This is a genomic window from Tenacibaculum pelagium (assembly GCF_014062345.1).
In the GTDB taxonomy this organism is placed as follows: Bacteria; Bacteroidota; Bacteroidia; order Flavobacteriales; family Flavobacteriaceae; genus Polaribacter; species Polaribacter pelagius.
Genome location: NZ_JACGLS010000001.1, coordinates 549,092 through 575,158 on the forward strand (window position 1 = coordinate 549,092; position 26,067 = coordinate 575,158).

The 26,067-nt window shown below is 30.8% G+C and carries 23 protein-coding genes; 14 read left to right on the forward strand and 9 right to left on the reverse strand.

Annotation, left to right across the window (positions count from 1 at the left end):
• The first annotated feature begins 3 nt into the window (after positions 1-3).
• From H3Z83_RS02525 to H3Z83_RS02535, 3 genes are all read left to right on the forward strand, one after another.
• A complete protein-coding gene (locus H3Z83_RS02525) occupies positions 4-696 on the forward strand; it encodes a cyclase family protein (RefSeq protein ID WP_182123907.1) in 693 nt (230 codons plus the stop codon).
• A 98-nt stretch (positions 697-794) separates the two neighbouring features.
• Positions 795-1,232, forward strand: coding sequence for a hypothetical protein (locus H3Z83_RS02530; protein ID WP_182123908.1), 438 nt, complete (start codon positions 795-797; stop codon positions 1,230-1,232).
• A 79-nt stretch (positions 1,233-1,311) separates the two neighbouring features.
• Entirely contained in the window at positions 1,312-1,986 is a 675-nt protein-coding gene (locus tag H3Z83_RS02535; RefSeq protein WP_246337448.1) for a tetratricopeptide repeat protein, read from the forward strand.
• Between the two features lie 204 nt (positions 1,987-2,190).
• Here H3Z83_RS02535 and carB read toward each other — a convergent pair whose 3' ends face one another.
• Together carB and rpmH are read right to left on the reverse strand one after the other, a co-directional pair.
• Positions 2,191-5,046 carry a carbamoyl-phosphate synthase large subunit gene (carB, locus tag H3Z83_RS02540; RefSeq protein WP_182123910.1) on the reverse strand — a complete coding sequence of 952 codons (2,856 nt, stop codon included), beginning with the start codon at positions 5,044-5,046 and terminating at the stop codon, positions 2,191-2,193.
• 106 nt (positions 5,047-5,152) lie between these two features.
• The gene (gene rpmH, locus H3Z83_RS02545) at positions 5,153-5,314 is read right to left on the reverse strand and encodes a 50S ribosomal protein L34 (RefSeq protein ID WP_182123911.1); all 162 of its coding nucleotides are present in this window, start codon (positions 5,312-5,314) and stop codon (positions 5,153-5,155) included.
• Between the two features lie 229 nt (positions 5,315-5,543).
• On the opposite strand from rpmH, the gene H3Z83_RS02550 reads away from it, so the two are divergent.
• The 4 genes from H3Z83_RS02550 (at position 5,544) to H3Z83_RS02565 (ending at position 12,293) form a co-directional block, all read left to right on the forward strand.
• Positions 5,544-7,157 (forward strand): CTP synthase, encoded by a 1,614-nt coding sequence (locus tag H3Z83_RS02550; RefSeq protein WP_182123912.1) that lies wholly within the window; start codon positions 5,544-5,546, stop codon positions 7,155-7,157.
• Between the two features lie 194 nt (positions 7,158-7,351).
• Positions 7,352-9,223: a membrane protein insertase YidC gene (yidC, locus tag H3Z83_RS02555; RefSeq protein WP_182123913.1), complete on the forward strand. Its 1,872-nt coding sequence runs from the start codon at positions 7,352-7,354 to the stop codon at positions 9,221-9,223.
• 123 nt (positions 9,224-9,346) lie between these two features.
• Complete coding sequence (locus tag H3Z83_RS02560) at positions 9,347-11,812, forward strand: TonB-dependent receptor domain-containing protein (protein WP_182123914.1); 2,466 nt, start codon at positions 9,347-9,349, stop codon at positions 11,810-11,812.
• A gap of 118 nt (positions 11,813-11,930) precedes the next feature.
• Entirely contained in the window at positions 11,931-12,293 is a 363-nt protein-coding gene (locus H3Z83_RS02565) for a hypothetical protein (RefSeq protein WP_182123915.1), read from the forward strand.
• A gap of 50 nt (positions 12,294-12,343) precedes the next feature.
• On the opposite strand, the gene H3Z83_RS02570 is transcribed toward H3Z83_RS02565, so the two are convergent.
• On the reverse strand, positions 12,344-12,517 hold the full coding sequence (locus tag H3Z83_RS02570; protein ID WP_182123916.1) for a hypothetical protein: 174 nt from the start codon (positions 12,515-12,517) through the stop codon (positions 12,344-12,346).
• 146 nt (positions 12,518-12,663) lie between these two features.
• On the opposite strand from H3Z83_RS02570, the gene fumC reads away from it, so the two are divergent.
• From fumC to H3Z83_RS02585, 3 genes are all read left to right on the forward strand, one after another.
• Positions 12,664-14,064: a class II fumarate hydratase gene (gene fumC / locus H3Z83_RS02575; RefSeq protein ID WP_182123917.1), complete on the forward strand. Its 1,401-nt coding sequence runs from the start codon at positions 12,664-12,666 to the stop codon at positions 14,062-14,064.
• A gap of 183 nt (positions 14,065-14,247) precedes the next feature.
• Positions 14,248-14,721 (forward strand): nucleoside deaminase, encoded by a 474-nt coding sequence (locus tag H3Z83_RS02580; RefSeq protein ID WP_182123918.1) that lies wholly within the window; start codon positions 14,248-14,250, stop codon positions 14,719-14,721.
• Between the two features lie 189 nt (positions 14,722-14,910).
• Positions 14,911-16,266, forward strand: a complete 1,356-nt coding sequence (locus tag H3Z83_RS02585) for a WG repeat-containing protein (RefSeq protein ID WP_182123919.1) — start codon at positions 14,911-14,913, stop codon at positions 16,264-16,266.
• Positions 16,267-16,467: 201 nt separating this feature from the next.
• Here H3Z83_RS02585 and lgt read toward each other — a convergent pair whose 3' ends face one another.
• The 6 genes from lgt to H3Z83_RS02615 all read right to left on the reverse strand — a co-directional run bounded on the left by lgt (position 16,468) and on the right by H3Z83_RS02615 (position 21,748).
• Positions 16,468-17,316, reverse strand: a complete 849-nt coding sequence (gene lgt / locus H3Z83_RS02590; protein ID WP_182123920.1) for a prolipoprotein diacylglyceryl transferase — start codon at positions 17,314-17,316, stop codon at positions 16,468-16,470.
• A 33-nt stretch (positions 17,317-17,349) separates the two neighbouring features.
• On the reverse strand, positions 17,350-17,589 hold the full coding sequence (gene yidD, locus H3Z83_RS02595) for a membrane protein insertion efficiency factor YidD (protein WP_182123921.1): 240 nt from the start codon (positions 17,587-17,589) through the stop codon (positions 17,350-17,352).
• On the reverse strand, positions 17,590-19,071 hold the full coding sequence (gene cysS, locus H3Z83_RS02600; protein ID WP_182123922.1) for a cysteine--tRNA ligase: 1,482 nt from the start codon (positions 19,069-19,071) through the stop codon (positions 17,590-17,592).
• 110 nt (positions 19,072-19,181) lie between these two features.
• The gene (locus H3Z83_RS02605) at positions 19,182-20,657 is read right to left on the reverse strand and encodes a hypothetical protein (protein ID WP_182123923.1); all 1,476 of its coding nucleotides are present in this window, start codon (positions 20,655-20,657) and stop codon (positions 19,182-19,184) included.
• A complete protein-coding gene (locus H3Z83_RS02610; protein WP_182123924.1) occupies positions 20,638-21,204 on the reverse strand; it encodes a hypothetical protein in 567 nt (188 codons plus the stop codon). Before H3Z83_RS02610 ends, H3Z83_RS02605 begins: the two co-directional genes overlap by 20 nt.
• Complete coding sequence (locus tag H3Z83_RS02615) at positions 21,197-21,748, reverse strand: RNA polymerase sigma factor (RefSeq protein ID WP_182123925.1); 552 nt, start codon at positions 21,746-21,748, stop codon at positions 21,197-21,199. Before H3Z83_RS02615 ends, H3Z83_RS02610 begins: the two co-directional genes overlap by 8 nt.
• Before the next feature lie 99 nt (positions 21,749-21,847).
• Here H3Z83_RS02615 and meaB point away from each other — a divergent pair, with 99 nt between their 5' ends.
• From meaB to H3Z83_RS02635, 4 genes are all read left to right on the forward strand, one after another.
• Positions 21,848-22,918 carry a methylmalonyl Co-A mutase-associated GTPase MeaB gene (gene meaB, locus H3Z83_RS02620; protein WP_182123926.1) on the forward strand — a complete coding sequence of 357 codons (1,071 nt, stop codon included), beginning with the start codon at positions 21,848-21,850 and terminating at the stop codon, positions 22,916-22,918.
• Positions 22,919-22,923: 5 nt separating this feature from the next.
• A complete protein-coding gene (locus H3Z83_RS02625; RefSeq protein WP_182123927.1) occupies positions 22,924-23,268 on the forward strand; it encodes a tRNA-binding protein in 345 nt (114 codons plus the stop codon).
• 101 nt (positions 23,269-23,369) lie between these two features.
• Entirely contained in the window at positions 23,370-23,927 is a 558-nt protein-coding gene (locus tag H3Z83_RS02630) for a hypothetical protein (RefSeq protein ID WP_182123928.1), read from the forward strand.
• Positions 23,928-24,107: 180 nt separating this feature from the next.
• Positions 24,108-25,949 carry a PLP-dependent aminotransferase family protein gene (locus H3Z83_RS02635; RefSeq protein WP_182123929.1) on the forward strand — a complete coding sequence of 614 codons (1,842 nt, stop codon included), beginning with the start codon at positions 24,108-24,110 and terminating at the stop codon, positions 25,947-25,949.
• The last annotated feature ends 118 nt before the right edge of the window (positions 25,950-26,067 follow it).

The following is a 26,067-nucleotide window of genomic DNA, read 5'->3' on the forward strand; positions in this document are numbered from 1 at the left end:
TTCATGCCAGAAATTATTGATTTAAGTCAGGAAATATATGACGGAATGCCTGTTTACAAAAGTCTTCCTCAAGTAAAAATGAGTGTTCATAATACACATGAAGAATGGGATAATATTAAAAACCCTGCTACTCAAACTCCAGCCGTATATAAATTAGAATTAGGAGAACACACAGGTACACATGTAGATGCCATAAACCATATGGCAGCAAAGCATGAAGGAAAATCGATTGACACCATGCCTCTTTCTATGTTTTATACAGAAGGTATTTGTTTAGATTTTTCTCATAAAAACTTACAAGAGCTCATCACATCAAATGATGTTAAAAATGCTTTAAATAAAGACAATTTAACTATTAAGAAAGGCGACACGGTTCTTTTATACACCAATCATTATCGTAAACATTTTAATACTGAGAATTGGAGCAAAGGCCCAGGTGTTACAGCTGAATGTGCTACTTGGTTAGGTGAACAAAAAATTGCAGCTTTTGGTGTTGAAACGATGTCTCCTGGAGTACCCAAAGTTTCAAATAAAGAAGTGCATCATATCTGTGGTGAACTAAATTTTACCCATTATGAAAACATGATAAACCTCCATAAATTAATTAACAGAGGAAGGTTTCGTTTTATAGGGTTGCCTTTAAAAATAAGAGGAGGAACTGGTTCTCCTGTAAGAGCAGTTGCCATTTTTGAATAAAAAAACAATCTTTCTGCTCTTGATATTCAATGTTAAAAAATTAACTTCGCCAACTATCAGTTACAAGTCATTAAAAAAGGCTTATAATATTAACAGTTATGAAAAAACTTTTTACCTGCATTATAACATTCCTATTACTTTCGTGTTCCGAAAATAAAACAGATTGTGAAGAATACTCTTCTGCATATTGGACAACAACAATGTTTGGAAAACCTCACAATACTAGAATTGAGGGAGAAAACGTTACTATTCGAAAAGCCTTTTCAGATATTAAAAAATCAAATACTGAAATTGAACCGAGAAATGGATTTATAACATTACGGCTGAATATAGACAAATATGGTAATTACTGCAATCAAGAAAACTTTCAAATAAATACACAATACAAACCTATAGAATTTAATAATGGCAAGTTAATTAAAGAACTTGAACAGGTTTCAAGAAATTTAAGTGGTTGGAAAAATGATACAGAAACGAAAACGTATTACCTAATTAGACTAACAATTAAAAACGGACGAATTGAAGAAATTTTTTAAAATAGTTGGCGCCATAATTGGAATAATTTTGATTTTAGTAATCGGAATTGCGATCTATGGTTATTTCAAGGGAAAAAAAATGATTGAGAAAGTCAAAGAGAATTCTCAAAGAATTGAAAACTTCGAATCTAATAATAGTAAAGACTATATGGAATATTCAGTTGTAAAATTTAATAAAGCAGGAGACTTTCATACAGGTTTTATCTATCTCAATAAAGCAGTTGAATTAAATCCTTCTTCACATTTAGGCTATAGAGGTTGGATTAGATTAAGAAAAATACGTGATTATGACAACGCCTTATCAGATTTCAATCAACTTGATAGCTTAACACCAAATTTTGTAGATACAGCTTGGGGAGAAAACATTGACTTTTTACGAGGAGAGTGTTATTTCGGAAAAAAAGACTACAAAAAAGCAATTGGAAATTTTAACCTAAATATTATAAACAATAAAGAAGATTGGGTAGATATCCACACTTTTGTTTATTTAGGACTTTGTGAGTATGAACTTGGAAATTACAAGAAAGCTATATCTGAATTTGAACGAGCTTTAAAGCAATCTGAATTTACACCTGAATCCTATTTTGGAATTGCAAAAGCATATAAAAAACTTGGAGAAATTGAGAAAGCAAATGAGAATATTTTAAATGCAGAAAAGAATATTGCTTATAAAAGGAATGATATTTATAACGAATTTTTGAACGAAATTTATCTTTCTGAAATATTAGAATTCAAAAAACAATTGAACAAATAACTATTTACAACAACGTGTATAATTAATTACTACTACTCGTCTACCTACGAAAATCCTAGCGGATTTTCTATTAGTTTTGTATTTGTAAAATTAGTTACTGAAATACACAACAAACCATACACCAACCGTTAGCGAAAGAAATAAAAACCATAAAAAAACCGAAGTGAATTTCACTTCGGTTTTTTTTATTTATAGCTTGTTATTTTACTTACTCAAATACATTTTACGTCTTGCATATAAATCGTAAAATTGATCATCTTTTAAATCATCTATAAATAAGATACTTTCTCCTGTCGATTTCATTTCTGGTCCTAGTTTCTTATTTACATTTGGAAACTTGTTAAATGAGAAAACTGGTTGCTTAATTGCGTATCCTTCTAATTGTGGATTGAATTTAAAGTCTGTTACTTTCTTCTCTCCTAACATTACTTTCGTTGCATAATTTACATACGGCTCTTTGTAAGCTTTTGCTATAAAAGGAACGGTACGAGATGCTCTAGGATTTGCTTCGATAATATATACTACATCTTCTTTGATAGCAAATTGCACATTGATTAAACCAACTGTTTTTAACTCTCTTGCAATCGTATGCGTATGGTCTTTAATTTGTTGCATTACCAAATCACCTAAATTAAAGGCTGGTAAAGTAGCATTAGAATCTCCAGAGTGTACTCCACAAGGCTCAATATGCTCCATAATACCAATGATATATACATTACCATCTGCATCACAAATTGCATCTGCTTCTGCTTCTATTGCTCCATCTAAATAATGATCTAATAATAATTTATTACCAGGCATTCCTTTTAATAAATCAACAACATGCTCTACCAATTCATCTTTATTGATCACAATTTTCATTCCTTGTCCTCCTAATACATAAGATGGTCTTACTAAAATTGGGAAGTCTAATTGTTCTGCTAAAGCTAATGCTTCATCTGCTGTTTCAGCAATCCCGAATTCAGGATAAGGAATATTATTTCTTTTTAATAAATCCGAAAAACTTCCTCTATCTTCCGCTAAATCTAAGGCTTCGAAAGAAGTTCCTAAAATTTTAATTCCGTATTTAGTTAATTTCTCTGCTAACTTTAAAGCAGTTTGCCCACCTAACTGAACAATTACTCCTTCTGGTTTTTCATGCTTGATGATATCATAGATATGTTCCCAAAAAACTGGCTCAAAATATAATTTATCGGCAGTATCAAAGTCTGTAGAAACAGTTTCTGGGTTACAGTTAATCATAATAGTTTCGTAACCACATTCAGAAGCTGCTAAAACTCCGTGTACACAACAGTAATCGAACTCAATTCCTTGTCCAATTCTATTTGGTCCAGAACCTAAAACAATTATTTTCTTTTTATCAGAAACTACACTTTCGTTTGCAGCTAATTTATTTCCATCAGCAGTTTCAACCTCATTTTCAAAAGTTGAATAATAATATGGTGTTTGTGCTTTAAATTCTGCTGCACAAGTATCAACTAATTTATAAACACGATTAATATTTAGCTCTTCTCTTTTACTATATACTTGACTTTCTAAACAATCTAACATATGTGCAATCTGACGATCTCCATACCCTTTTTGCTTAGCTTCTAATAATAACTCTCTATCTAAAGTATCAATCGTATAATTAGAAATTTCTTTTTCTAAATGATATAGCTCTTCGTATTGCTTTAAATACCACATATCAATCTTAGTGATATCGTAAATTTTACTTAAAGGAATTCCCATTGCTATTGCATCATAAATAGCAAAAACACGGTCCCAACTCGCATTGGTTAATTTATCAATAATTAGATTGTAGTCTTTATATCCTTTACCATCAGCTCCTAAACCATTACGTTTAATTTCTAATGACTGTGTTGCTTTATGTAATGCTTCTTGGAAAGAACGTCCAATTCCCATTACTTCTCCTACTGCTTTCATTTGTAAACCTAAAGTTCTATCTGAACCTTCAAATTTATCAAAGTTCCAACGTGGAATTTTTACGATTACATAATCTAATGTTGGCTCAAATAAAGCCGATGTTGACTTTGTAATTTGATTATCTAATTCATCTAATGTATAACCAATTGCTAATTTTGTTGCAATTTTAGCAATTGGATATCCAGTTGCTTTTGATGCTAATGCTGAAGAACGTGATACACGTGGATTAATTTCAATCGCTATAATATCTTCTTTTTCATCTGGAGAAACAGCAAATTGTACATTACATCCTCCTTCGAAATCTCCAATAGAACGCATCATTTTAATGGCCATGTCACGCATTTTCTGAAATGTTTTATCAGAAAGCGTCATTGCTGGTGCGACTGTAATAGAATCTCCAGTATGAATTCCCATTGGGTCCATATTTTCGATAGAACAAATAATTACTACGTTATCATTTTTATCACGTAATAATTCTAATTCATATTCTTTCCATCCCATCATCGCTTTATCAATCATCACCTCATGAATTGGTGATGCTTCTAAACCTCTACGCAATAATTTATCAAAATCCTCTGGATCATAAACGATTGAAGCTCCTGCTCCACCCAAAGTATATGAAGAACGAATTACTAATGGAAAACCAAATTCTTGTGCAATTTCTTTTCCTTTTAAGAATGATGTTGCTGTCGCTTGAGGCGCCATTGGCACATCAATCTTTAACATCAATTCTCTAAACTGCTCTCTATCTTCTGTAATATTAATCGCATCAATATCAACACCAATTAATTTTACATCAAAATCTTTCCAAATTCCTTTATCATCAGCTTCAATACATAAATTTAAAGCAGTTTGACCTCCCATTGTAGGTAAAACAGCATCAATTTGTGGATGTTCTTTTAAAATTTGAATAATTGACTTCGTTGTTAATGGCAACAAATAAATATGATCTGCCATCGATGGGTCAGTCATAATTGTTGCTGGGTTTGAGTTGATTAGAATTGTTTCTATTCCATCCTCTCTTAAAGATCTTAAGGATTGTGATCCAGAATAATCAAATTCACATGCTTGACCAATTACAATTGGTCCAGATCCGATAATTAAAATAGATTTAAGGTCTTGTCTTTTTGGCATTTTAATAGTTGTGTTGTGTTGTTGTCAAAAATATAAATTGTGTAGGTATAAAAAAAGGGTGTTACTTATAAAAAGTAACACCCAATAAATTAACAATAGTTAATCATTATTTCTTATGTCTTGGAGCTGAAGATACAGTTAAACTCTTTCTTCCTTTAGCTCTTCTTCTTGCTAAAACTTTACGACCGTTAGCAGAAGCCATTCTTTCGCGGAAACCGTGTTTGTTTCTTCTCTTTCTATTTGATGGTTGGTAAGTTCTTTTTGGCATTACTTATATTTTTAAATATCGTCTTTAAATTTTGTTGCTTTTTTTGAAATTCCGTCTGCTAAAAGCGTGGGCAAATATACAACAGTTTTTTTGTCTGACAAATCCTATTTTTATTTTTTTGAAAAAAATTTCGTTCCGCAAAAATACATATTCTTCATCAATCTTTTTTCTGTTTTTTACTTTGTTCGAATCGCCAGACTTCTTACTTTTGTCCAAACCTAACAACACCATGAACAACACTAAATACGTTTTTGTAACAGGAGGCGTAACTTCATCACTAGGAAAAGGTATTATTGCCGCTTCTTTAGCTAAATTATTACAAGAAAGAGGATATTCAGTAACGATACAAAAGTTAGATCCTTATATAAATATCGACCCAGGAACTTTAAATCCGTATGAACACGGAGAATGTTATGTTACTGACGATGGAGCAGAAACAGACTTAGACCTTGGTCATTATGAGCGTTTTTTAAACATTCCTACTTCTCAAGCAAACAATGTTACTACTGGTAGAATTTACCAATCGGTAATTAATAAAGAGCGTAAAGGTGAATTTTTAGGAAAAACGGTTCAGATAATTCCACATATTACAGATGAAATAAAAAACAGAATTCAAATTTTAGGGAATACCGGCGATTATGATATCGTAATTACTGAAATTGGAGGAACTGTTGGTGATATTGAATCATTACCTTATGTAGAAGCTGTTAGACAAATGCAGTGGGAATTAGGGGATAATAATGCAATTGTTATTCACTTAACCTTAGTACCTTATTTAGCTGCTGCTGGTGAATTAAAAACAAAGCCTACACAGCACTCTGTAAAAACTTTAATGCAAAGTGGTGTTAGCCCTAATATATTAGTATGTCGTTCTGAACATGAAATTAACGATAGTATTAAACGTAAGCTTGCTCTTTTCTGTAATGTAAAAAAGCAAGATGTTATTCAATCGTTAGATGCAGAAACTATTTACGATGTTCCTAACTTAATGTTTAAAGAAGGTTTAGATCGTGTTGTTTTAGAAAAATTAGAATTATCATCAGAAAAGCAACCTGAATTAAAAGCTTGGAACGAGTTTTTAAATCGTCATAAAAACCCAAAATCAACTATCGAAATAGGTTTAGTTGGTAAATATGTTGAGTTACATGATTCTTATAAATCGATTACTGAAGCTTTTATTCATGCAGGTGCAGCAAATAAAGCTAAGGTAAAAGTACGTTGGATTCATTCTGAGAGTTTAACCCCAGAAAATGCAGCTAGTAAATTACAAGGATTAAACGGACTTTTAGTGGCTCCTGGATTTGGTGACAGGGGAATTGAAGGTAAAATAGCAGCCGTTCAGTATGTACGTGAAAATAACATTCCTTTTTTAGGTATTTGTTTAGGTATGCAAATGGCAGTTATTGAATATTCAAGAAATGTATTAGGTTTAGAAAAAGCCAATTCTACTGAAATGGCTAAGGAATTACAACACCCAGTAATCAACCTAATGGAAGAACAAAAAGACGTTACCGAAAAAGGTGGAACTATGCGTTTAGGTGCTTGGGATTGCGAGATAACTAAAGATTCTAAAGTTTACGAAGCTTACAATGCTGAATTAATTAGTGAACGTCATCGCCACAGATACGAATACAATAACGATTATAAAGAACAATTAGAAGCTGCTGGATTAAAATCTACTGGTATTAACCCAAAAACCGGATTGGTAGAAACTGTTGAAATACCAACTCATCCTTGGTTTGTTGGAGTACAATATCATCCGGAATACAAGAGTACAGTCCTAAATCCACATCCATTATTTGTAAGCTTTATAAAAGCTGCTCTAGAACAATCAAAAAAATAAACTCTAAATCCTGTAATTTAAAATTACAGGATTTTTTATTTCTCTTAAAGTTGGAACACTGTTTGAACTATAACTCATATCAAAATTAATCATAGTAAAACTCCATAAAACACATACAGTTTTACTACATTTGTCGGGTTTTTCAAATATCAGAAAAACAAAAAATGACAAGTTGACATTATAACATACAATCAATGGAACAAAAAAAATTTGATTTTAATTCCTTTATAGGAATGCTTTTATTAGGAGGAATAATGCTTTGGTGGATGAACAGCCGTAAACCAGAAGTAACTCCTGAAACAACTACTCAAACAGAACAAACTTCTCAAAAAGCTTCAACACAAAATAACTTAGTTGAAAACACAGTTTTAAACGATTCTTTACAGCAAATTGCTTTAAAAAATAAATTAGGAGCTTTCGCTTTTGGTGCTTTAACGACTAAAGAAGGTAATACTACGCTAGAAAATGATTTAGTAAAATTATCTATTGATAATAAAGGTGGACAAATTACTGAAGCTTTAATTAAAAACTTTAAAACATACGATTCACTTCCGTTGTATTTAATTAAAGATAAAAATGCTTCTTTCAATATTAATTTCGGAACAAACGATAATCGTATTTTAAATACCAAAGATTTATTATTTGCTCCAACATTAACTAAAAAAGGAGATACACAAGTACTATCTATGAAGTTAAAGGTTTCTGAAACTCAGTTTTTAGAATACCGCTACGAAATGAAAGAAGGTGATTACCGTATTGGTTTCGCTGTACGTTCGCAAGGTTTAAATAATGTGATTAACAGCTCTCAAGCAATTAATTTAGATTGGAACTTAAAAGGTTTTAGACATGAAAAAAGTTTAAAAACCGAAAACATGTATTCATACTATTATTATAAAGCTGATGATGAAGTTGACTACCTACAAATGAATGATGATGAAGCTGTAAGTGATGTAGATTGGGTAGCTTACAAACAACATTTCTTCTCTTCTATTTTATCTTCTAAGACACCTTTTAATAATGCTACATTAAAATCAGTAGATTTTGAAGGAGAAGAAAAAGATACTGTATTTACGAAAACTTATGGTTTAAAAGCGCCTTTAGCGTTAACTAATGGTGAATTAAATTATGACATGGAATGGTTTTACGGACCAACAAATTATAATCTATTAAAAACATATGAAGAAACTAACCTAAGCGAAATTGCTGATTTAGGTTGGGGAATTTTCGGTTTCTTAAACCGTACTGTATTCTACCCTGTATTTAATATGTTAAAAGGGTTTATTGGTAATTTTGGATTAATCATCATTTTAATGACGATTGTAGTTCGTATTATTATGTCTCCAGTGCTTTATAAATCTTATTTATCTAGCGCTAAGATGAAAGTTATTCGCCCTGAATTAAATGCTTTAAACGAAAAGTATCCAGGAAAAGAAAATGCTATGAAGCGTCAGCAAGAAACGATGGCTATTCAACGAAAAGCTGGAGTTAGTATGATGTCTGGTTGTATTCCAGCGTTATTACAAATGCCTGTATTCTTTGCTTTATTTAAGTTTTTCCCTACAAATATTGACTTTAGACAAAAAAGCTTTTTATGGGCAAACGATTTATCATCATATGATATGATTTATAAATTGCCTTTTAGTATCCCTTTTTATGGAGATCATATTAGTTTGTTTCCGATTTTAGCATCTGTTGCCATATTCTTTTATATGAGAATGAACCAAAGTCAGCAGGCTAACATGCAAGCACCTACACAAGAAGGAATGCCAGATATGAGCAAAATGATGAAGTATATGATTTACTTCTCTCCTATTATGATGTTATTCTTCTTTAATAATTATGCAAGTGGTTTAAGTTTATACTATTTCATTTCGAACTTATTAACGATTGCAATTATGTTAGTTATTAAAAACTTTGTAATTGATGAAGATAAGATTCATGCAAAAATTGAAGAAAACAAAAAACGTCCTGAAAAGAAAAAGAGTAAGTTCAGACAACGTTTAGATGCTGCTATGAAACAAGCGCAAGAGCAACAAGCTGCACAGCAAAAAGCTAAAAAGAAATAATACTTTTTCACTATAAATAGAAAAGGTCGCTATATGCGACCTTTTTTTATTTAACATTCTTTTAACTAAACCTCTTTAAACCATTAATGACCTTCGCAGTCAAAAGGTATTTACATACAACAAATGAGAAATTTTACACTATTATTTTTACTACTTAGTATAACAACTTTTGCTCAAAGACCCAATCGAGGCAACATCCCCAAGATTACTTTAACTGGTAAAATTATTGAAGCCAATTCTAAACAACCATTAGAATATGCTACTTTAATTTTAACACACTTAAAAAGCAAGCGAATTTCCGGTGGTGTTACAAATCAAAATGGAAGTTTCTCAATCGAAGTTCCTAAAGGAGAATATGGTGTAAAAGTTGAGTTTATAGGGTTTAAAACCAAAAGTCTTCAAAATAAACAGTTAACTGAAAATACGAACCTAGGTGTAATTACTTTATCTGAAGATACCGAAACTTTAGATGAAGTTGAAGTAATTGCAGAAAAATCAACAGTAGAAATTCGGCTAGATAAAAAAATCTATAATGTTGGAAAAGATATGACAGTTAAAGGAGGTAATGCTTCTGATGTTTTAGATAATGTTCCGTCAGTAAATGTAGATGCTGAAGGTGCTGTTAGTTTACGTGGAAGTGAAAATGTTCGAATTCTTATTGATGGCAAACCTTCTGCTTTAGTTGGCTTAACTGGTACAGATGCTTTACGAAACCTACCTGCAGATGCAATTGAAAAAGTTGAAGTAATTACTTCTCCATCTGCTCGTTATGATGCAGAGGGAACTACTGGTATTTTAAATATCATTCTTAGAAAAGGTAAAATTACTGGTTTTAATGGATCAGTTAATTTAACTGTTGGAAATCCTGACATGGTTAGAGTTGCTCCCAATTTAAACTATCGAACTAAAAAAATTAACCTATTTTCTAACCTTGGATATTCTTACAGAAAAGGACCTGGTAACTCTCAAAGTTTTTTTACCAATTTTGATAATGACGGAACAATAACAGATTACCGTAATGAAGATAGAGTTTTTGATCGAAAAAATAAAAACTTCAATGCATCATTAGGTTTAGAATACTATATCAACAAAAATAGCTCTATTACTGGATCTTATTTTTATAGAAATTCAAATGGAAATGATATTGCTACTAATATCACAGATAGTCTTAACATTAATAGAGAAATAGGCTCAAGAGAAATTAGAATAGAAACAGAAAAAGAAGATGGCATTGACAATCAATACTCCTTAAATTACACCAACAATTTTGATAGAAAAGGGAAAAAACTAACAATCGATTTACAATATAGCGATAGCGATGAAACTGAAAACTCTCCTGTAGTTATTGATGGAGTTTTAGCTGAACAAAATTCTCAAGTAACAACTTCTAAAGACAAATTATTTCAAATAGATTATGTATTACCTATTGGTGAAAATACTCAATTTGAATTTGGTCATAAAACTATGTTACAAGATTTGTTTTCAGATTTTAAAGTTAGAGATGCTGATGGTAATCCTTTTGAGTTTGACCCATCTAATGCCATAGATTTCAAGCAAAATATTTATGCTTTTTATGCTCAATATGGAAATAAAACCAATAAGTTATCATACTTATTAGGACTCCGTACAGAAATTACTGATATCGATTTAAACGTATTAACTACAAACCAATTATCAGAAAAAAACTATACTGAATGGTTTCCTACAGTAAACTTAGGTTATGAATTAAACGATACTGATAACTTTACTTTAGGATATAGTCGAAGATTAAGAAGACCTCGTCACTGGTTTTTAAACCCTTTCGAAAGTAGAAGTTCAGCAACCAATATTTTTAGAGGTAACCCAGATATCAATCCAACTTTTACAAGCTCTTTTGATTTAGGTTACACCACAAAGATTAAAAAATTAACTTTAAACTCTTCTATATATTATCAACATTCGACTGATATAATGCAAGGTGTATCATTAACAGAAAAAAGAACTCAGAATGGAAAAACTTTCGATGTTTTTGTTAGAACACCTGTAAATTTAGGTAATGAAGGTCGATATGGATTTGAATTTACAAGTAATTACAACCCGACAAGAAAAGTACGTTTATCAGCAACTTTTAATTATTTTAAGTTTAATACAGAAGCCTTTACTTATAGCTATATAGACGCTAATGGAGTAAATCAATCTCTTGATTTAAATGAAGTAAACGAAAGTAGTTGGTTTGCACGTTTTAATTCGAGAATTACATTACCAGGAAAAATTCAATGGCAAACACGTTTAATGTATAGAGCTCCACAAGCGAATGCACAATCAGACAGAGGAAACATGTTTGTGACTAATTTAGCTTTCAGTAAAGATTTATTTAAAGATAAAGCTTCATTAGTTTTAAATGTAAGTGATTTATTTAACGCACGTAAACGAGAAAGCACTACATACTTTTACAATGATGCAGGAAACCTAAGTACTATAAGCAATGGTACGTTTCAATGGAGAGAACGTCAAATAACTCTAAGTTTTACGTATCGATTTAATCAAAAGAAAAAACGTCAACGACCTCAAAGAAACTTTGATGGCGGCAGAGGTGAATTTGGCGGATAAAATTATTTACAAAGAGGAGGTTTAAAAACTTCCTCTTTTTCTTTTAACATTACTTTATTAATTTTTAAATAAACCTTCCTTCTTAAAATAAGTCTAAAACAAAAATTAAGGTTTATTCATGAAAAAAATTATTCTTACAAATCTAATACTACTCTTGTTTATTGGAACTTTAACTGCACAAAGGCTAAAAAATCCAGAAAAAATAATTAATAAACAGCTAGAAAAAGTTCAAGAGAAATTAAAATTAGACAACATTCAACTACTAATGATAAAAGAAGTTGTTGTAAAATATCAAAAAGAAAAAATAGTACTACGAAATCAGGAAATACCAGATGAAGAAAAAGAATTAAGTCAGTTTTTAAATGAAGAACAACTGATTGAGTTTAAAAAAATCATCAAAGAACAAAAAAAAGAAGTTCGAAAAGATCGATCTAGGAAAAAAGGTAGCGGAAATAGAAGAGGTCGAAGAAACTCTTTTTAAAATAAAAAGGCTCGCAAAATTGCGAGCCTTTTAAATATATCCTCTAAAGATTACTTACCTTCAGCAGCTTTTTTAGCTTCCTTTTTTAATTTCCAGTTTTCCCAGATTGTTCCACCAATCCAGTAAGGAACTACAAATGTTAATAAGAAAATTAACAACCAAAATCCTGTTGTAAAAATAAACATGAATAATACTAGTCCTGAAAATTCTGAAAAATCTAACATTTGTTTCTTATTAAAAATTGTTGTGCGACAAAATTAAAACTATTTTTCTTTTCAACCAATAAAATCTGATAAAAATCATTACTAAAAACTATTAGAATTTGTAATTTTGGACTTCGTTAATTTATAGCCTTTTAAATCATTTTAAAATGACAAAATACAGAATCGAAAAAGATACAATGGGAAATGTTGAAGTTCCTGCTGATAAATATTGGGGAGCACAAACAGAGCGTTCTCGTAACAACTTTAAAATTGGGCCTGCTGGTTCTATGCCATTAGAAGTAGTTTACGGATTTGCTTACCTAAAAAAAGCTGCTGCTTTCACAAACTGTGAATTAGGAGTTTTAGCTGAAGAAAAACGTGATTTAATCGGTCAGGTTTGTGATGAAATCTTAGCAGGTAAGCATGACGATCAGTTTCCATTAGTTATCTGGCAAACAGGTTCTGGTACGCAATCTAACATGAACTGTAACGAGGTAATCGCTAATAGAGCTCATGAAATTGCAGGAAAAGTAATTGGTGAAGGCGAAAAAACAATTCAACCAAATGATGATGTAAATAAATCGCAATCGTCTAATGATACCTTCCCTACAGGGATGCATATTGCTGCTTACAAGAAAATTGTAGAAACTACAATTCCTGGAGTTGAGCAGCTACGTGATACGTTACAAGCAAAATCAGAAGCATTTAAAGGTGTAGTTAAAATTGGTCGTACACACTTAATGGATGCTACTCCATTAACATTAGGACAAGAGTTTTCTGGTTATGTAGCACAATTAAACTTCGGATTAAAAGCTTTAAATAACTCATTAGCACACTTAAGTCAATTAGCTTTAGGAGGAACAGCAGTTGGAACTGGTTTAAATACTCCTGCTGGTTATGATGTATTAGTAGCGAAATATATCGCTGAATTTACAGGGTTACCATTTGTAACTGCTGAAAATAAGTTTGAAGCTTTAGCAGCACATGATGCTTTAGTTGAAACTCACGGAGCTTTAAAACAATTAGCAGTATCCTTAAATAAAATAGCCAACGATATTCGTTTAATGGCTTCTGGACCACGTTCTGGAATTGGTGAAATTATCATTCCTGCAAACGAACCTGGTTCTTCTATTATGCCTGGAAAAGTAAACCCTACGCAAGCAGAAGCAATTACAATGGTTTGTGCACAAGTTATGGGGAATGATGTTGCCGTAACTGTTGGTGGAACTCAAGGACATTACGAATTAAACGTATTTAAACCAATGATGGCTGCCAATGTTTTACAATCTGCTCAGTTAATTGGAGATGCTTCTGTATCATTTGATGTGAATTGTGCAGCAGGTATTGAGCCTAACCACGGTAGAATTACAGAATTGGTAAACAATTCATTAATGTTAGTTACCGCTTTAAATACTAAAATCGGATATTATAAAGCTGCTGAAATAGCAAATACAGCTCACGCTAACGGAACTACTTTAAAAGAAGAAGCAGTACGTTTAGGCTATGTAACACCAGAACAATATGACGAATGGGTAAAACCAGAAGATATGACTGGTAGTTTAAAGTAAACTACTTAAGTAGAAATACACAAATTAACTTCTGAAAAATCGATTTTTAGGTTTTAAAATGATTTTTTAGGTTTTTAATCTCGATTATCGAGTAAAACTGTATTTTTGTACCATATAAAAAGCTGCACAAAACATGCAGCTTTTTTTAGCGAATAGAATTAATCATATTTAAAGATAATGAAGATGAACAAACACGAAGAATATATGAGCGAAGCTGTAAAAGCAGCTTTAAAAGGAATGAGTAACAACGAAGGTGGACCATTTGGTTGTATCGTTGTAAAAGATGGTGAAATTGTTGGACGTGGTAATAACAAAGTTACCTCAACAAACGACCCAACTGCACACGCAGAAGTAACAGCTATTAGAGATGCATGTAAAAACCTAGGTTCTTTCCAATTAGATGGATGTATTGTATATACTTCTTGCGAACCATGCCCTATGTGTTTAGGAGCAATTTACTGGGCAAGACCAGATAAAGTATATTACGGAAGTAATCAAGTAGATGCCGCTAATATTGGTTTTGATGATGAATTTATTTACAAAGAAATTCCATTACCATACGAAAAACGTAGTATTCCTTTTGAACAAGTTGGACGTGATATTGCTTTAGAGCCATTTGAAAAATGGACAGAAAAGCAAGATAAAATTGAATATTAAAAAATTAAATCCGAAGTTTAAGCTTCGGATTTTTTATATCTAAAATTTATTTTTACTCTTAATCTAATTTCTAATCTCTTTGACTAACGTTGAATGTAAATCATTAAAAAAGTTATGTTATCCGGGACTGGGTAACCGAAATACAATATATTTGATTAGATATAACTAGTTAGCAAAAATTAAAATTACATGATTAAACTAAATATAGTAATATTATTTTCTTTAATATTTTCGTTATCGTGTTTTTCACAGATTTCAGAATCTACCGAAAGAGCTCCCGAAAATAATTATAAAGAATTGGACGAAGGTGAATTTAAAGTAATTAATAAAAAATATGGAATAATAAAAAAAGACGGAACAATTTTAGTCCCGTTCAAGTATGAAAAACTTTCTGGAAACATTCATAAAGGATTTATCAAAGCAGTAAAAGGAAGAAAAACTGGACTGATTAATATAAAAAACGAAGTTATTATACCTTTTCAATATGAGGATTTAGAGTTTATAAAACCATATAGTTATGAATTTATAAAATATAAAAAGAAAAAGAAATATGGAATTATTAATAAAAGTGGCGAAACTATTATTAAAAATAATTTCGATAGTATTGAGTGGAATAAAAACGACTTTTTTTTAGTAAAAAACAAAGGAAAGATTGGAGTCATTAATAAAAAAGGGGAAACACTATTACAACCTACATTAGAAGCAGATAATATTATCAACACTATTTGGAAAAAAAATAAATTGACTTATTTCATTTTTCAAAAAAAGTACTCTTTTGGACTCGCTAACCTAAATGGTAAAATATGTATTCCCGCTACTTATTCAAAAATATTTAGTTGGAAAAATGATATTATTTTTGTCGAGAATGAGAATTTTAAACAAGGATTACTAAATCAGAAGAATGAGATATTACTTCCTTTAATTTACGACCACATTACACAAGTTAACCAAGGTTTTTTTTTAGTAAAAAAAGAAAATAAATTTGGCGCAGTAAATATTCAAAATAATGTAATTCTTCCCTTTGAATATGATGACCTATACAATACCAGTTCAAGAGATTGTGGTAGTTACACAATTGGAACTAAAAATAATAAGACAGGATTAATTAATAATAAGGGAACAGCCATAACTGAATTTAAGTATACTAAAATTTATTCTACAAATTATTGCATATTTAAAACTAAAAAAGATAAAAAATGGGGGCTGATTGATTCAAATGGCAAAACTATTTTAGAAAATAAATATGATTATCTAAAAATAATACTAGATAATAGAATTATTGTGTCTGAAAATTCTAAATACAAGTTACTCGATTTTAACGGTATTTTACTTAGTAAAAATAATTTTGAAAAAATAATATTTATTAATACAATCCAACATTTATCAGTACAAAAAGGAAATAAATATGGGCTAATAAATTTTGAAGGTGAACTAGTAGCACCAATTAAATATCATAAAATCTACAAAAAAACTAGTAGCCTAGATAAAAATATCTACGGAGAAATTGGAGGAGTAAAAAAAATAGTAATTACTGAACCAAAGTAACTTTTGCTAACACTGTATAAAATTAATTGCTGGTTTTAGCCAATTTACTAAAGTCCTTGCTGACTTTTTATCTGAGATTTATTTGCTAACTTTAGTGCTTAAAAACACGCAACTAATCTTATACAAGCACGTTAGAAAAACTCTTATAAAAACAAAAAACTCCAAGTTCACACTTGGAGTTTTTCTTTATCTTAAATACTATTATTTCGTTTTTCTAAACATTAACCACAATCCGATTAACACTAAAGGAATACTTAATACTTGACCTGTGTTTAATGAGTTAAACACCCAATCTTCTCTTCCTTCTACTTGTGCTTGCTTTAAAAACTCTATAAAGAAACGTAACGACCATAATACCACCATGAATAACCCAAATAAGAATCCAGATTGATTCTTTTTATCAGTTTTCCAATAGAAGTACCATAAAGCAAAAAACAATCCTAAATAGCTAAATGCCTCGTATAATTGTGTTGGATGACATGGTACAGTCTCTCCTGCTCTTTTAAAAATTACTCCAAAGCTAGTACCGGTTGGCTTTCCGTAAATCTCAGAGTTAAAGAAATTCCCTAAACGGATAAAAAAACCTGCTAAGGCAACCATAATACCTAATCTATCTAAAATAAATAACCAAGGTTTATTTAAGTGCTTCTTAGCATAAAAATATAACGCTATCGGAATACCAATGGCAGCTCCGTGACTTGCAAAACCTCTAAAACCTTCAAACTTCCATCCTTTAATAATTCCAAATAAAGAATCATTAGCACTCTCTCTAATAGGTAAAATAATTTCTAATAAATGATTTTGATAATAACTCCAGTTGTAAAAGAAAACTTCCCCTAAACGCATACCAATTAACATCGATATAAAAACATACATAAATAACGGGTCTAGCTTTTCAACTGGAATCTTATCATTTATATAAATCTTCTTCATTAAATGTAATCCTAATACAAAAGCTGCTACAAACATTAAGCTGTACCAACGAATACCAAAACCAAATATTTTTATTATTTCTGGATCTAAATCCCAAACTATCGATAAAAAACTCATCTATTCTTATTTAATTTTAATGTCGTTAAACGACTAATTTTTATTTCTTTTTTCCGGTACAGGATCATATCCACTTCCACCCCATGGATGACAGCTAAATATTCTTTTTGTAGCCAACCAACCACCATAAAACAATCCGTGCTTTTGTAAAGCTTCTATGGTATAGCTAGAACATGTAGGTGAATATCTACACGTAGCTGGTGTAAATGGTGATATTGCGTTTTGATAAAAACGAACCAATAATATAAACGGGTATGTTAATATTTTTTTCAATTAACTAATCGAAAAGCTAGTTCCTTCTCTCCCATCTTTTAACTGAATTCCTAAAGCCAATAACTTGTCGCGAATTTCATCAGATAATGCCCAATTTTTGTCTTCTCTTGCTTGCTTACGCATTTGAATTAGCATTTCTACAACTCCACTTAACTTATCAGAATTATTTCCTTCTGAACTTTCATTCATTAATCCTAAAACATCAAAAACAAAAGCATTAAGTGTAGTTTTAAAATCAGCTAAATCATCAGCTGATAAACTTGCTTTATCTTCTTTAATTTGATTGATCGTTTTAACAGCTTCAAATAAATGTGATATTAAAACCGGAGTATTAAAATCATCATTCATGGCAGCATAACAATCTTTTTTCCAATTTTCTACATTGAAAGTTGATGTTTTACCTGCTTCAATTTTATCTAAGAAATTAACAGCTTCCATTAATTTCGCGTGCCCTTTTTCTGACGCCTCTAGTGCTTCTCCAGAAAAATCTAAAATACTACGATAGTTCGCTTGCATATTAAAGAAACGAACTACACTTGCCGAAAATGCTTTTGGTAAAACTTCGTTTTCTCCAGATAAAATTTCATTAGGCAAAATATAGTTCCCTGTTGATTTTGCCATTTTCTGACTATTCAACAATAACATGTTGGTATGCATCCAATAATTTACCGGAGTAACACCACTACAAGTTTGCGATTGTGCGATTTCACATTCGTGGTGAGGGAATTTTAAATCCATTCCTCCTCCGTGAATATCAAACTGTTCACCTAAATATTTAGTGCTCATTACAGAACATTCTAAATGCCAACCAGGAAAACCATCACTCCAAGGTGAAGGCCAACGCATAATATGGCGCTCATCAGCTTTTTTCCAAAGTGCAAAATCTTGTGGATTCTTCTTATCAGATTGCCCATCTAAAGTTCTTGTATTGTGAATCGCGTCTTCTATTTTTCTACCAGAAAGAATTCCGTAGTTACCAGTTTCGTTGTATTTTAAGACATCAAAATAAACAGATCCGTTTACTTCATAAGCCAAACCTTTTTCCATGATTTCTTTAATCATTTCTATCTGCTCAACAATATGACCTGTAGCTGTTGGTTCTATACTTGGTGGTAAAAAGTTGTAGTTTTTTAACACATCATGAAAGTCAACCGTGTAACGCTGTACTACTTCCATCGGCTCAATTTCTTCTAAACGAGCTCTTTTAGAAATTCTATCTTCACCAGCATCAGCATCGTTTTCTAAGTGACCAGCATCGGTAATATTACGCACATAACGCACTTTATAACCTAAGTGTAACATATAACGATACACCACATCAAAAAACATAAACGTACGTACGTTTCCTAAATGGGCGTTGCTATATACCGTTGGACCACAAACGTACATTCCTACGCGTCCTTCGGTTACTGGTTTAAAAAGCTCTTTAGTTTTTGTTAAAGAGTTATATATTTTTAGTTGATTTTCTTTGTATAATTCCATTGAAAAAGTGACTATTTACAGATGCTAAAGATAGGCACTTTATAAAGAATAATGAAATGGAATTTGTTAGCAATTTTATAAAAAAGAAAAGTAATTTTTAAGCTATATTATTATTGTTTTTTTAATGTTAACTGGCTGTATTTTCCATCTATTTCTATTTTATTGTCTTTTGATAAAATTATAAAATCGCCATTAAACTTAATATCTCCGTTTTTAGAAGTCTTCATATTTCCTGAAGAATCAAAATTCAATTTATTATTGATTCCTAAAGAATTAATACCTGCATCAGAATAGTTTAGAAGTATTTTTAAACTATTGCAATTCGGTGCTATTTTGTTAATTGTTAACTCACCAAACTTATTAGAAATCTCCACATCTTTAAGAATAGCATCAACAGTTAACCCTGATGAATTCGAATTTAACGTGGTATTAGCAACCGATGCTACATGAGCATCGGTTACATTATTTAAAAACAGTGTACAAGCGTTTAATGAATTTATAGTTACTGGTGAAAACGAAACGTTTAATTTTCCGCCATTTAATACATCAGCTTTAAAAGTACCATAACTTACTTTCCCCGAAGCTTTTGTTTTTGGCAGTTTCACTTTACAGTGACGCGTATTTAAATCGAAAGTAGCATCTTTAGGAACTTTGACTATGATTTTCTTTGTTACCTTAACTTTTTTATCATTTATCGTAAAATCATTACTATTAGTTGAGTAAGAATAGCTATAACGAGTTTTATTTACTTCTCTTCTAGCTCTTTCAATCTCTTTTCTTGCATTCGCTAATTCTCTTCTAATTTCTTCTCTATTAACTTTTCTTACCTCAGCTCTGGCTTTTTCCATAGCTCTTCTCATCTCTTTTTTATTAACTCTTTTAGCCTCTACTTCTTTTAAACGTTTCTTAAGTGCTTTTTTCCTTTTTTCTTGAGATTCTTTAAACTTTTTATACTTCTTCGTTTTCTTAAAAGCTTCCCATTCTTTTTTAGATTTTATGGTGATATCGTTTACACCATCTTTCCATTGAAAAAAGTAATTACCACCATCTTTTGCATATTTATCAAAATCAAATTCGATATCTTCTAAGCCGTATACAATCTCATCAAAATTAATTTCAGGAATTACAATCTCAGGCATTTCAGGTATTTCAATTACTTCTGGCATCTCAGGCATTTCTGGAATTACAATAATATTATCATCATTATTATGCCTATATATTCTAGCGGGGTTATTTCCGTTTGTATTGAAATACACAAAATTATTTTTCCCTAAAGAACGATAGTTATTACTGCCTGTTTTTATTTGAACCTTACTCCTATTCCCTAAAGCTTCAAATTGCCAGTTCTTTAAAAACTTTTCAGCCTCTTTTTTATCAAGTCCTTCTACTTCAATAACAGCTTCAACAGAAACCTCATTTTTATTCCAAGTAGTTACTTCTATATCTGCATTAGTTGCATTTATATTAACCAATACATCTTTATTTGTATTGAATTTCTCACTAAACTTCTTGTCAAATTTTTGTGCAAATACTGCACTTGTCAACAACAGTGAAAGAGTAGTTATTTTAAATTGTTTGAATGTCATTTTGATTTGGATTTTTAAGTTCTTTTAATTGTTTTTGCATACGCTTTAACAGCTGTAAACGTAATTGCAGGTTTCCAATCAATGCATTGATAGTATCGTCGTTAATCCCTTTTGTATTGAGCTCGTGGTTTAACGATTTATATTCTTTAGTTAACTCGCCTATTTTAGCTAAGTAACCATCAAATAGTTCTTTATTATCATCAGTTAATTCTAACTGACTTAATTCATAATTTATCGTATTTACATAGTAGGCTTCTACAGTTTTTAACTCTGGAGAAATACTACCTAAACTAATTTCGTTTGCTGGTTGATTTGATATAACATTAATAGGAGTTTCTATGTTATTTGTTGGATAAAACTGAATTCCCAAACTAACTAACAATACAACTGATGCAGCTATGTACAACCATTGATATGATTTCTTTACAGATGGCTTCTCGTGCAGTTCTTCCATCATTTTTTGTTGAAAACGTTGTCTATGATTTGTTGACAACCTTTCTGAGTTCTCTACATTCTCTTTTAATATTTCTCTAATATCTTTAGACATGATGTACTGCTTTTAATTGTTCTTGTACTTTCTTTTTTCCTCTTAACAGATGTGTTCTTGAGGTTACTTCCGAGATTCCTAATATTTTCGAAATCTCTCCATGATCATAGCCTTCTAACAAAAACAAGGTTAATACAATTCTATATTTTTCTTTTAATTTTTGAATGCAGTTTACAATCTCTTGATACGATATAGTAGCAGCTACATTCCAATGCTCTTCTTCATCTGCAATCGTCGTTACTTCTTCGTTTATTGAAACCAATTCTAATTTTCTCTTTTTCAACCAATCTATACTCTGATTAATTACAATTCGTTTTAACCAAGCACCAAATGCCACTTCTTCTTTATACGAATTAATCTTTTTAAATGCCTTAATAAATGCCTCTTGCATAATATCTTCAGCCGTAAAAGAGTCTTTTACATAACGAACTGCAACTGTAAACATCGCATCGCAATACAAATCATACAATTGCATTTGTGCCTTTGCATCATTGTTTTTACATGCATCTATAACCGATTGATGTAGCTGTTTGGTTGACTTCATGTTTGATTTCTTGTACTAAAGACGATACTTTTTATGCTGCGTTGCATTTTGATGAATATTTATTTCTAAATTTACGTTATTATTTCGTTTTCACTTTACATGACCGATAAAAAAAAATCTGCACTTACCGAAAAAGATGGGGTTTCTCAACCAGAAACAACCAGTAAATCATCCGCAGAAAAAATAAAATTTAGTAGAAAAAAGAAAACCTCTACAAAAGAGTTTGTTACTGAAATATTAGCAGGGAGTATTCCTTTTTTAAGTAGAGCTATTACTTTGGTTGAAAGCACCAATACAAAACACCAACAACAAGCCAATGAAATATTAGAAGCTTGCTTACCCTATGCTAATAAATCTGTGAGAATAGGTATTACCGGTGTTCCTGGTGTTGGTAAAAGTACGTTTATCGAATCTTTCGGAAAACATCTAACTTCTTTAGGTAAAAAAGTAGCTGTATTAGCTGTAGACCCAAGTAGTTCTGTAAACAAAGGAAGTATTTTAGGTGATAAAACACGTATGGAAGAATTGGTAACTGATAAAAATGCTTTTATCCGACCTTCTCCTTCAGGCACTTCATTAGGTGGTGTTGCACAAAAAACACGTGAGAGTATTATTTTATGTGAAGCTGCCGGTTTTGATACGATTGTTATCGAAACTGTTGGTGTGGGGCAATCTGAAACTGCTGTACATTCTATGACCGACTTTTTCTTATTATTAAAATTAGCTGGTGCTGGAGATGAATTGCAAGGTATAAAACGTGGAATTATAGAAATGGCAGATGCTATCGTTATTAATAAAGCTGATAGCGGTAATGAAAAAAATGCGAAAATTGCTAAAGTTGAATTTAATAGAGCCTTACATTTATATCCACCAAAAGATAGTGGCTGGCAGCCTAAAGTTTTACTAGCTAGTGCTCTGCAACATAAAGGTATTGATGAAGTTTATACAATGATTGATGATTATATAATAGCTGCCAAAAACACTGATTATTTTCAATATAAAAGAAACGAACAAAATAAATATTGGTTGTTAGAAACCATTAATCAGCAGTTAAAAAGTAATTTTTACAATAACGCAGCCATAAAAGAATTATTAAGTAACGAGCTTTCAAAATTAGAGAGTGGAAAAACTACTCCGTTTGCTGCTGCAAATCGTTTATTAAAAAAATAATAGCTATGGAAGAGAATAATAAATTAAGTTGGAATGACTTTATGAAAGTTGAAATGCGTATTGGTACCATACTTACTGCTGAAGTTTTTAAAGAAGTTAAAAATCCTGCTTATAAAATGCAGGTAGATTTTGGCGAATACGGAATTAAAAAAACCTCAGCTCAAATAACCAAGTTATACCAACCTGAAGATTTAATAGGAAAACAAGTAGTAGCCGTAGTAAATTTTCCTAAAAAACAAGTTGCGACCATGATGAGTGAGTGTTTAGTTATGGGTGGTATTGATGACAACAAAGAAGTAACTCTTATTTCTCCTGAACGTAACATTAAAAACGGAACTAGAATTGGATAATCGTTTATCTTGATTCTTAACCTAATTTCTACTACCTTTCGCTAACATTGAATATAAATCATTAAAACGGATTCATATTCCTAAACTAGTTGTAAAAATTAATGAAACCTACTCCAGATATATTATATAATAAAAGCAACGGATTTTATTATTATTTCATCTTATTGCTATATTATATCTACATCTTTACAACAAATCAATTAGATACATTACATATTATTTTAGGAATACTAATATTAAGCTTATTTATTTTTTCTAAAACATATAAGATTATCAATTCAAAAAAGAAAAAAAATCTTCTAGAAAAAAGAGAAATTGAATTGGAGAAATTTAAAAAAAGAGCCAACAGTGTAATTGTAGAATTAAATAATGTAGGTATTAAAAGTAATGATTGGACTAATAAAAAAACTGTAACTAAACATATAGGAAACAAGAAATATGAAGAAGAAATTGAGGAGGAGCTAACTTTGAATAGAATACATTTTGAAATTCCTTATGAAGGACAAAAAATAAATATTATAACAGAACCTTTTTATATTGATAGAAAGAATCTTGAAATTACACTTGCTATTAAAAAATCTACTTTATTATATATAAATCCAAAAGATAAAAATGATTATTTTTTAGATTTAGATTTTTTAGATATAGAAAATAATTAAAACTTTTTACAACAACGTGTATAAAAAATTGCTTAATCAAAAGTTACTACATTTTTGCGAATGTCAATTTTTCCTACGGAAAATTTTCCGTTCTTAAAATTCGCAACTTTTCATAACACAAAACCGTTTCAAAAAATTTCTAATTAACGTATCTTGCAGGCTTATCAAAAGATAAATAGAATGCAAGACAATAAAACGCTTAACTATATAAAAAGTGTATTAGAAAACATGCCTAGTGATTGGTTAAATCTAACTACACACCGACTAGATATTTATGTTGAAAAACTAGCAAAAACTCAGTTTTTAGAGCAGTTTGAAAACCTATATAAAAATAACAATACTGATTTCAATGCTTTAAATGAGTTACCTACTGCTTATGATTATATACGCTTAGGGCACCCGCTTTCTTCGGTATTAGAATGGACTATTGCCAAACTAAACAATACAAAAGCAGAGAACATAATTAGTTTTTCTTCACAAACAGTTCCTGTTTTAGCAGTTTTAAGAAAAAACTTATTCCTAAATAAAAAAACACAAGTAGCATATACGAATGAGCTACCTAGTTTTTTTGATACGGAAACAGTAAAGAATGTTTATGGATACAACTTTGAATTAAAGAAAGTTGATAGTATCGAAGAAATCTCAAAATTTGATGGGAGTGTTGTTTTTATCTCTAATCAAGATGGCATTTGTAATTTCAATCTTACTTCAAACGTTGATTTTTTCATTAATACAAAACCTCAACTAGGAAGTATCTTATTTGTAAATGGTGAGCAAAATGAAAAATCCGTTTCAGAAATTCAACATGTAAGAAGAAGGGAAACTATTGCAATGACACCTGCTAATTGTTTAATTGCCTTACAAGCATTAACAGAGCAATCTACAGAAGCTTCACCAAATAATTTAGATGCAAACAAAGCAACTGTTTTAAATTCAATTAACACTGTTACCAACACAACTACAAAAGCATTGGTGGGTTCTAGTGGATTATCGATACAATATGCCATTTTAATGGGATTGGTTGACAATGCTATACAAAACCACAAAGGAAAAGACATTAAAATTGTAGTTCCTCCTAACTGTTATGGTGGTACGAACGACCAAGCACGTCGTGTTGCTGCTTGTATAGATAATGTAGAGGTAATCGATTTTGCAGTAGATGGTGATAACGATATGGTAGAAAGTATTGATGCTGTTTTAACCGAAATCGCTAAAGCAGATGCTGTTCCATATATCATTGCAGAGATACCAACCAACCCAAGAGTTGAAGTTCCAAACTTAAATAACCTAAGAGATGTTTTAAGTAAAAAACGTGTAACTGCAAATGGAGACATTGCTGTCGATCCTGTTTTTATTTTAGATCAAACATTTTGTCCTAATGTTCATTTTTTAGGTGATACTGATATTTTATCAACTGTTAGAACTATTTCTTTTGCGAGTGGTTCTAAGTTTCCAAGCGGAGGAAAATGTACTGCAGGTTATTGTGTCGGGAATAAAAAATCTGGCGAGTTAATTGATAAAATAGAAAAGCATTTATTGTTATGTGATAATGAAGCGACCAATCTTCAATATGAAATTTTAGCAAAGCAAATGCCTTCGATGAATCAAAGAGTAACTGATGCTTATAAAAACACTCGTGCCTTTGTAAATTATATTAAAGAAGTGTTACCAGCAGCTAAAATCAATTTTGTTTCTGAAGAATTAGCACAACAAGGTTTTACGCCATCTGTTTTTTCATTAGACCTACCTACTAAAGGAAATACTGATGAAGAAAGAGAAACTTATAAAAGAGCTTTAAACTTAAAGTTAATCAACTTAATGATTACTGAAATACCAAACGAAAGTAAGTATTGTGTAAGTTATGGGCAGTTAAAAGGATGTTATTGGACGATTCCTGCAACCTCTACTCAAGGAACAACCAAAGAAGGTGATAAAGATTATATTGCTCGTGTAGCACTTTCACCAAACATGGATCTTGAATTGCATAAAAAAGTATTTTTAGATTTTGTAAAAAGTATTTAATCGCAGGGCGATAGCCAAGGGTTTAAATCCCTTTATTCTATGATTAAAACAAGGTTCATTCAAAAAAGAATGAACCTTGTTATTTTTTTATGCTAAATTTTAAAAAATTGAGTTTTTG